Origin of the sequence: Stenotrophomonas sp. RS-48, assembly GCF_030053245.1 — a bacterium.
Classification (GTDB): Bacteria; Pseudomonadota; Gammaproteobacteria; order Xanthomonadales; family Xanthomonadaceae; genus Stenotrophomonas; species Stenotrophomonas maltophilia_P.
The window spans coordinates 1-8,770 of sequence record NZ_JASGBV010000095.1 but is presented as its reverse complement, the minus strand read 5'-3'; the positions used below and the strand labels follow the sequence as shown (position 1 = coordinate 8,770).

The following is an 8,770-nucleotide window of genomic DNA, read 5'->3' as shown; positions in this document are numbered from 1 at the left end:
GCGCAGTGCCGACGTCTACCACCCGCGCTTCCCGCGCTACGTGCAGATGGAACATGAGCAGAAGCGCCTGGGCGTGACCGGTACGCTGCAGTGGAAGCCCAGCGACGCGACCGAGATCTCGCTGGACGCGCTGTACTCGAAAATCGATGCCACCCGCGACGAGCACTACATCGAGGCGATTTCCTTCAGCCGCGGTGCCAACACCAGCCAGCCACGCCTGGCCGGCAAGCCGTCGATGATCGTCAGGAACGGCGTCATCGAGAACAGCGCGCTGGTCTACGGCGAGTTCGACAACGTCGACATCCGCAGCGAGAACCGCCACGACGAGTGGAGCACCGAGTTCAAGCAGATCAGCCTCAACGGCCAGCACCGCTTCAGCGACGACTTCACCCTGTCCGGCAAGCTGGGGGTGTCGCGGTCCCGGCATGAGAACCCGGTGCAGACCACCATCATCATGGACAAGTACGACGTCGACGGCTACAGCTACGACTACCGGGGCAACAACCGCTCGCCGATCCTCAACTACGGCATCGATCCCACCGATCCCAACGGCTGGGAACTGGCGGAGATCCGCCTGCGACCGCAGTACGTGGACAATGATTTCGATACCGGCCAGATCGACTTCAACTGGAACATCAGCCCCGGCTTCCGCCTCAAGGGTGGCGTGCTGGCCAAGGATTACACGTTCAAGACCACCGAACTGCGCCGTGGCAGCGAGCTGGCCGTGCCCACCTTCGCCGATGGCAGCAGGATCGTTCCGGTGGACATGACCACGCAGGCCGGCCTGAAGGGCATCAGCGGCAATCCCTCGAACTGGGTGGTGCCGGATCTGGACGCCGTCGCCGATCAGTTCGACATCTACAGCAACAGCGGCATCTACGCCGTCGCACCGCGCGCCAACAACGTGCGCAGCGTGGAAGAGAAGGATCGCGGTGCCTACCTGATGGGTGAGTTCTCCACCGAGATCGGCTCGCTGCCGCTGTCCGGCAACGTCGGCGTACGCTATGTGCGCACCAAGCAGTCCTCCACCGGGCTGTCGACGCTGGCCAGTGGCACCACGTCCACCACCGCCACCCGCACCTACGACGACACCCTGCCCTCGTTCAACCTGGTTGCCGAAGTCACCCCCGATTTCCTGATCCGCCTGGGTGCGGCCAAGGTGATGACCCGACCCGGCCTGGGCAGCCTGACGCCGGGTGCCACTGTGGCCGTGGCCGGTGGCGCACGCACCATCTCCAGCGGCAACCCCAACCTGGATCCGACCCGCGCGACCAATGTCGATCTGAGTTTCGAGTGGTACTTCGCCGAAGGCGCCATGGCCGGCCTTGGCCTGTTCTACAAGGACATCGAAACCTCCGTACAGACGCTGCGCGAGAATCGGCCGTACACCGACAGCGGCCTGCCTGCCGAACTGCTGATCGGCACCGGCGCATCGCCGACCGATGAGTTCACCTTCACCCGTCCGGTCAACACCCCGGGTGGCGAGCTGTTCGGCGCGGAAGCCAACTACACCCAGCCCTTCACCTTCCTGCCGGGCAAGTGGGCCAACCTCGGTCTGCAGCTGAACTACACCTGGGTGGATTCGAAGATCCAGTACATCAACTCGGCCGGTCAGCCGGTGATGAAGAACGATCTGCTGGGCCTGTCCAACACCTCGTGGAACGCGACCCTGTTCTACGAAGGCACCACCTTCTCCGGGCGCATCTCGGCCACCAACCGCGACGACTACCTGACCCAGGTGCCGGGCCAGGAAACCGGCTTCAATCTGGACGGTTACCACGGCATGACCGGTACCACGGTCATCGATGCGTCGGTCCGTTACCGGATCAGTGACCAGCTGGAACTGAGCCTGGAAGGGGTGAACCTGACCAACGAAGCGTCCGATGAGTGGGTGTATTCGCCCGCGACCGGCCGCCTGCCGTTGCAGTACACCGAGACCGGCCGTCAGTTCCTGCTCGGCGTGCGCTACAAGTTCTGAGCAGCGCCGGCGATGCGCCGACCGGTGCATCGCCGTTCGCCACGACCGCTGCTGCGCCGCAAGGTGCCGTGGCGGCGTGGCCTTGCTACGGTCCGGCGGCCCTACGCCGGCTGTCGCCCGTTGAAAGGAAACATCTGATGCCGCATCGCTCGACCCTGTCCCGCTGCCTGCTGCTGGCAGTGGCCCTGGCTGCTGGCCCTGCGACAGCTGCCGATGGCCCAACCCTGCTGTTCCACGTCGACGCCAACCAGGGCCTGCAGGCCACCGTGGCGCACGGCGAGGCGATACCGAACTTCCGCGACAGGGTGGCGGTGGTCGCTGACGGTGTACGCGGCAAGGCCATCCAATGGCAGGACGATGGCGTCCTGGCGTGGGATGCACCGGGCAACATCCTGGCCCAGCGCGGCACCCTGGCCTTCGATTGGCGTGCGCGGTACGCGGTGGGCGAAGCCCCGTTCGTGATCTTCCGCGTCGGCTATGCCGATCACAGCAGCTGGGACATGGCGTGGCTGCGCATCGACTGGAACGGCCACGGTTTCGATGCGTTCGTCACCGATGCCAATCTTGCCCGCACCCGCGTCTCGTTCCGCATGGACACGCCGCCACGCGCGGACCAGTGGCTGCATCTGGCCTTCGCCTGGGACGAGGACCAGGGTGTACGCCTGTTCATCGATGGACGCGAAGTGGCCCGCGCGCAGACCACCGGCGACTACGATGCCGCGCTGGACCAGCTTGGCCTGGCCGGTCGGGTGATGGCACCGTACCAGGTACAGAGCCGTTACAACTTCCTGCGCGGCAGCGATTTCCAGCACATCCGCATCTACGACCGCATGCTCGATGCGCCGGCCGTGGCGGCGCTGGCCCGTGGCGTTACGCCCACCACCGCCGAGGTTCCCGAGGCAGGCCTGCGTGCCTGGCGCCATCGCTTCGGCTGGGACGGCGCCGCACCACCGGCGCTGACCGCGCCGACCACCCGCATCCGCAAGGTCGAATTCGCCGACACCCGCGATCTGAAGGCGTGGATGTGGAAGGCCACCGACGGCATCGCCGAGACCACATGGCCCGGCGTCTACAACCGCTCGCGGCTGCCCGGACGCAACGACTACTTCCAGCTGCCGGACTGGAACACCTACGTGGAGGGTGGAAAGCACCTGGACCTGACGCTGCCGGACGGCGAGACGGTCAACCGCATCGAGATCCGCGGCGCGGCCTTCGGCACGCTGGCACATGGCAGCGACGCCGCGCCCGCCACCCGCACCCTGTTCACCCGCCCGCGCGGCGTGGTGCGCAGCGTCGATCCGATCCCGTCCCTCAGCGGCGGCGTGCTGCGCTTCAGCAACGTCGAGCAGGAAACGCCGATCCAGGAAATCTGGGCCTACGCCGTGAGCGAGGGCAGCGAGCCGGACGGCACGGTCAAGCAGACCTACACGATCGACAGCCAGGCGCTGCCGGACTACACCAATCTGGATGCCCTGCGCCGCTACATCGACGGTCGCTATCCCGAGGCCGAACGCAGCACGGTGATGGCGCTGCCCAAGGGGGCCGGCTCACGCCGCCGCGATGCCGGTACCCTGCCCGCGCAGCCGCGCCCGATCGTGCACGTGCTCATTCCTTCCGGGGTAGGCGATGCGCCGCCCGACCAGCCGCTGATCCGCAGCTGGGCCTACAGCTGGGAGAACATGCACGACGGCCTGGACGGCGTTGCCATCGATCTTCCCGCGCTGGATCTGGCGGCCACGCATGAAGGCCTGATTCCGCTCAACATCCGCATCAAGGACCCGATCTGGCCGGCGCGCGACATGATCGACGTGTCGGTCTCGGTGCAGCCGGGACAGAAGCGCACCCTGTGGCTGGACCTGCGCGACCGCATCCTCACCCCTGACAGCCTGTGGTTGAGCATCGCCTCGGCCGCGCCCGGCTTCGATGCCCGGGCGCTCGATGGCGCGCAGATCCGGCTGGTGTTCAAGCCGCGCGCCGAAGCGCTGAAGGAGCACGTGACCGACCGCTTCAACCAGGTGCGCGACAACTGGGGATTCCTGGTGGAGGAGCACACCACCTCCAAACGACAGCGCCTGTATGCGCGCGTCTACGCCGATCTGAGCGACCTGCTGCGGGTCGATCCGGACCACGCACTGGGGCGGCAGTACTGGAACTACATCAGCTACAACAGCCAGGGCCGGCCGCCCTACTCCGCACCGGCGGTGCCCGCCGGTGTGCCGGCCTGGGCCTTCCACCAGGTGCAGGACCTCGCACAGGTGCGTCGCTTCGTCGACTGGTGGATCGACCATCGCCAGGTGCCCTACGGCGACTTCGGCGGCGGCATCTCCGATGATTCCGATCTCACCCAGCAGTGGCCGGGCCTGGCGCTGATGGGCGTGCAGCCGGACCGCCTCAATGCCTCGCTCACCGCCCTGTCCGATGCGGTGTATCGCAATGGCATGTTCAGCAACGGCCTGAGCACCATCGAAACCGATGAGCTGCATGCCTACGAAGAGGGCATCAACACCAACAGCGCGATGCTGTACCTCAACTGGGGCGATCCGCTGACGCTGGAACGGCTGATGGAGACGGTCAAGGCATTCGACGAGCGGATCATCCTGCCCAATCCGCAGGGACACCTGCTGTTCTCCAGCAACTGGTTCGGCGGCAACAGGATCTACCGCGAACCGAACTGGCAATGGCAGAAGCCTTATTCGTTCCCGGTGCTGCACCCCGCGTTCCTGCTGGGCCAGTACAACGCCGATCCGAACGGGCGCCGGCTGGTGACCGGCCTGGCCGACAGCTATCTCGCCCATGCCGGCACGGACGCGAAAGGACGCTTCACCCTGCCCAACGAGATCCACTGGGCCACCGGCGCCACCCGCGGCGGTGAACTCAACGACGGTTCCGGCGGCGGCGACACGCTGCATACCTTCTGGGCCGCCTGGCGCTGGACCGGCGATGCGAAGTACCTGCAGGCGCTGGACTATCGCGTGGCACGCGGGGGACCGGGCGCGCTGGCCAATCTCGGCGAGAACATCGTCGAGGTGCTGGGACGCCAGCAGGACTGGTATCCGCAGCTGACTGCCGAAGCCGACGCCGGAAAGACCGGTTTCGCCAGCCTGATGGCCTGGCAGGCCAGTGGTGACCTGAAGTACATCGATGCACTGCATGCCGAAGGACTACAGGCAAAGGTGCTGCGGGCCTACATGAACACCGAGGGCCACTGGTGGTCCGATCGCGTGGAAGCACCCAGCGAGTTCCTGCAGCGTGCCCGGCTGGGGGGCATCGCGCTCAAGCGTAACCAGAGCTGGCCCGGGCATACGGTCAGCTGGCGCTTCGATCGCGACGGTGCCGCCGAACAGGTTGCACTGCTGGTGCATGCGCCCTCGCGCGAGCGCTTCACCATCACCAGCCACAATCTGGCTAACCGCACCATCAGTGCCGACATGACCGGCTGGAACGTTGCCAGCGGCACGTGGCGCATCCGTGCCGGCGTGGATGCCGATGGAGATGGACGCATCGATGGCACGCCGACAGAGCGCACGGTGCGGCTGGAAACCAGCAGCGCGGTGCCGATGCAGTTCCGTCCCGGGCGCACGGAACTGTTCGAGTTCGAGCGCGTTGTCGCCGGCAGCCCGGTGGAAACACGCGCCGACCTGGGCGTCGGCCGCGGTGATGTGCAGGTGGACGGCCAGCGTGTGCGGGTGACCGTGCACAGCCTGGGCCACGTGGCCACCGGCGCGGGCGTGGCGATCCTGGAAGACACCACGGGCCGTGAGATCGCGCGTACCGATGTGCCCGCGATGGCGGCACCCGATGACCTGGAACCGAAGACCACCCACGTGACACTGATGATCCCCGCCGGTCATCGGGGTGGCCTGCGCGTGCGCGTGGCCCTCGCTGACGGTGGCGAGGAAGTGACCCTGCTCAACAACGTCGTGGACGTGCCGCGCTGAACGCGACGGCCGGCGCGGCCTATGCCGCGTCGGTCTCCATCCGCTTCACCCGTCGCTGGTACCAGTCATCGCCCAGCGGCTCGAACACCGCGCTGCGCTCCATCACGCCCTGGTAGACGTGCAGCGACACGGCCACATCGGCATCGCTGGCATTGCGCAGCGTGTGGTATTCGTGCGGGGGAATCAGGCTGCCGGCGCTGCCGCGCTGACCATACAGCGTAGGCTGCGCGGCAAAGCGGTGGCGAGTGCCCTTCCGCTCCAGCAGCGCATACGGGGTGACCAGCAGTTCGCCCTGCCAGACGCCTTCCACGCACCACATCGCATCGTGATCGTGCAGCGGCGTACCCTGCCCCGGGCCCCAGCACATGGCGATGACGCTGTACCCCAGGGTCCGGCTGCGGTGCAGTTCACGACGTGCGTAGTGACCACGCACCGGTCGCCGTACACACGGCGGCAGCTGTATCGAAGGATCGGTGATGGCATCACGCAGCACGCGCTGCAGGCCCTCGGTGATCGCGTGCGGATCCGCCAGCGCTACCGCACCATCAATGGCGGCAAGCAGGCGCTCCCGGCCGGCGAACGGCAGTGGCGTGAACGTGTCTCCCATGACCCGACTCTAGCCGAGCGGAGTTAACAGAATGTTTGTGCTGCGGTGTCATCACTGCGTGCCACGCTGCACGAAAGGCACTTTTCCGTAGAGCGCGCGCTCGCCTGCGCGCGGATCGTCAACGGCACTACTGGTGCGATCGAACAGCATTGTCCGCCGTTGCGGCAGCGTATAAGGGGCCCATTGCGACAATCCGGCGTGATTGGGGTCACCGCTGCGGGCGAAGGCGATCAAGGCCTCGCTCATGGTCGCCGCCAGCGCACGGGCATCATCGCCCCCCCCGGTGCGCGCGCCCGGCAGCCCTGCGTTGTCAAAGACCAGTGGGATGTCCAGCGTATGGAAAGCACGCAGGCGACCCTCCTCCACCGGCGACCCCCAATCCAGCTGGTACGCCCAGGTCGGTGCTGCGCCCGCGGGCTGGCGCGCCCGCGCTTCCAGTTCCTCCACCGCTCCACGCCAGCTGCGGCCAGCCGTGGTTGCAGCAAAAAACACTTCGGACGGCGTGTAGTGCGGATACAGGCGGCGATACTCGGCGATCACGGTCTCCGGCCGCAGATCGACGAACTGCTGTCGTTCGAGCTGTGCCGGCAGTGTTTCCCAGGTCAGGGCGAAGTTGGCGGGATCGTTGCCGAGGAACGCGCGGGTCTCGTCGCGGGTGTTGCCGATCACCATCGGAATCGCCGCCGACTGCTGCGGCGCCTGTGGCCAGAACGGATGCACTGGCAGCACCACATCGTCCAGCACCGGGCCGAAGTACAGCGACGTGCTTTCCACGCGCGAGGGATCACGCGCACGGGTGGCTTCCAGCAATACGTCGACCGGCAGGTCCAGCAGGGCCTGCACATCACGTGCAGCAACGGCCTGCATCGCGATCGCAGCCCGCTGCGCGGCCGCGCGCGGTCCGGCAGCGGTGACCTGCTGGCCACTCATCGTCCACGCGCGGTGGAACAGCCCTCGGGCCGCAGGCATCGCCATCAGCGTGGCGATCTTGGCGCCCCCGCCGGACTGCCCGAACACCGTGACGTTCGCCGCGTCGCCACCGAAGACCGCCGCGTGCTGCCGCACCCACTGCAGCGCCTGTACCAGGTCGAGCTGGCCGACGTTGCCCGAGGCGGCGTAGCGCGGATCGCCCAACGCCCCCAGGTAGAGATAGCCGAACGTGTTGAGGCGATGATTGAGGGTGACCACCACCACATCGCCGCGGCGACACAGCGCAGCGCCGTCGTACAGCGGATCACTGCCGGACCCGTTGTTGAATCCACCGCCGTGCACGTACACCAGCACCGGCCTGCGTCCACCGTCGCCGAGCGCGGGTGTCCACACATTGAGGAACAGGCAGTCCTCGCTGCCGGGCCCTTCGCTGCCGCCCTGCGGTGCGGCCGGACCGTACTCCAGTGCATCGGCGATGCCGCGCCAGGCAGCTTCATGCCGCGGCGGCTGGAAGCGGTGTTGAGCGGTGTCGGCACCATAGCGAAGCCCACGGAACACCAGTACCCCGTGCTCGCGCTGGCCACGCACACGCCCGCCACGGACCCGGGCCAATGGCAGGCGGTCGTCGCGGACACCCGGCACGCTGGCCAGCGTTGGCAATGCGGTGAAGGCAGCCGTAGCGGACGCGGTGGCCAGCGCCCAGCGGGCGCTGTCGCGCAGGAACCGCCGACGCTGCAGGTCGGCCGGCGCATCGTTCATCGCGCGTCCTCCGCAGGGCCAAGCCAGCGTTGTGCGAGCAGCGGCCATAGTGCCAGCGTCGACCGCGCGGGGATGTCCATGCCAAAGCCGTGGCCGCCATGGGCGAAGACGTGCAGTTCGTGCTCGACACCCGCACCCGCCAGTGCCTGCGCCATGAGTTCACTGTTGCGCACCGACACCACGGCGTCGTCGGCGGCGTGGACCAGCAGCGTCGGCGGCATGTCGCCACGTACCCGCTGCTGCATCGAATAGTCTGCCTGCAGCGAGGTCCCCGGATGCTCACCCAGCAGGCGGGCGCGCGAGCCGCTGTGCGCATGCGCGCCCATGTCGATCACCGGGTAGACCAGCACGGCACGGCTCGGGCGGGCGCTCAGCCGGTCGAGGTCATCCCGTGCGGGATGGACGGCGATGTCGAAGCCGGTGGCCAGCCGCGCCGCGACGTGGCCGCCCGCCGAGAAGCCCATCACCGCCACGTCGTCCGCGTCCAGCCCGCGCCGTCGCGCCTGGTCGCGCACCACCCGCAGCGCGCGCTGCGCGTCGGCGAGCGCGGCCTGGCGG

General features: G+C 67.6%; 5 protein-coding genes. 2 read left to right on the top strand and 3 right to left on the bottom strand.

Going from position 1 to position 8,770, the window contains the following annotated elements; translation table 11 throughout:
* Both QMZ25_RS16530 and QMZ25_RS16525 read left to right on the top strand, forming a co-directional pair.
* Positions 1 to 1,978: TonB-dependent receptor (locus tag QMZ25_RS16530; protein ID WP_283219963.1), on the top strand; the 1,978-nt coding region annotated here is incomplete at its 5' end.
* A 137-nt stretch (positions 1,979 to 2,115) separates the two neighbouring features.
* Entirely contained in the window at positions 2,116 to 5,916 is a 3,801-nt protein-coding gene (locus QMZ25_RS16525; protein ID WP_283219962.1) for a LamG-like jellyroll fold domain-containing protein, read from the top strand.
* A gap of 19 nt (positions 5,917 to 5,935) precedes the next feature.
* Here QMZ25_RS16525 and QMZ25_RS16520 read toward each other — a convergent pair whose 3' ends face one another.
* The 3 genes from QMZ25_RS16520 to QMZ25_RS16510 all read right to left on the bottom strand — a co-directional run.
* On the bottom strand, positions 5,936 to 6,523 hold the full coding sequence (locus QMZ25_RS16520; RefSeq protein ID WP_053516003.1) for a cysteine dioxygenase family protein: 588 nt from the start codon (positions 6,521 to 6,523) through the stop codon (positions 5,936 to 5,938).
* Between the two features lie 51 nt (positions 6,524 to 6,574).
* Positions 6,575 to 8,212: a carboxylesterase family protein gene (locus QMZ25_RS16515; protein ID WP_283219961.1), complete on the bottom strand. Its 1,638-nt coding sequence runs from the start codon at positions 8,210 to 8,212 to the stop codon at positions 6,575 to 6,577.
* Positions 8,209 to 8,770: alpha/beta hydrolase (locus QMZ25_RS16510; protein WP_283219960.1), on the bottom strand; the 562-nt coding region annotated here is incomplete at its 5' end. The genes QMZ25_RS16515 and QMZ25_RS16510, both read right to left, overlap by 4 nt.

Coding starts and splice junctions, on each gene's coding strand:
- QMZ25_RS16520 (WP_053516003.1), bottom strand. CDS start 6,523: ATGGGAGACACGTTCACGCCACTGCCGTTCGCCGGCCGGGAGCGCCTG.
- QMZ25_RS16515 (WP_283219961.1), bottom strand. CDS start 8,212: ATGAACGATGCGCCGGCCGACCTGCAGCGTCGGCGGTTCCTGCGCGAC.
- QMZ25_RS16525 (WP_283219962.1), top strand. CDS start 2,116: ATGCCGCATCGCTCGACCCTGTCCCGCTGCCTGCTGCTGGCAGTGGCC.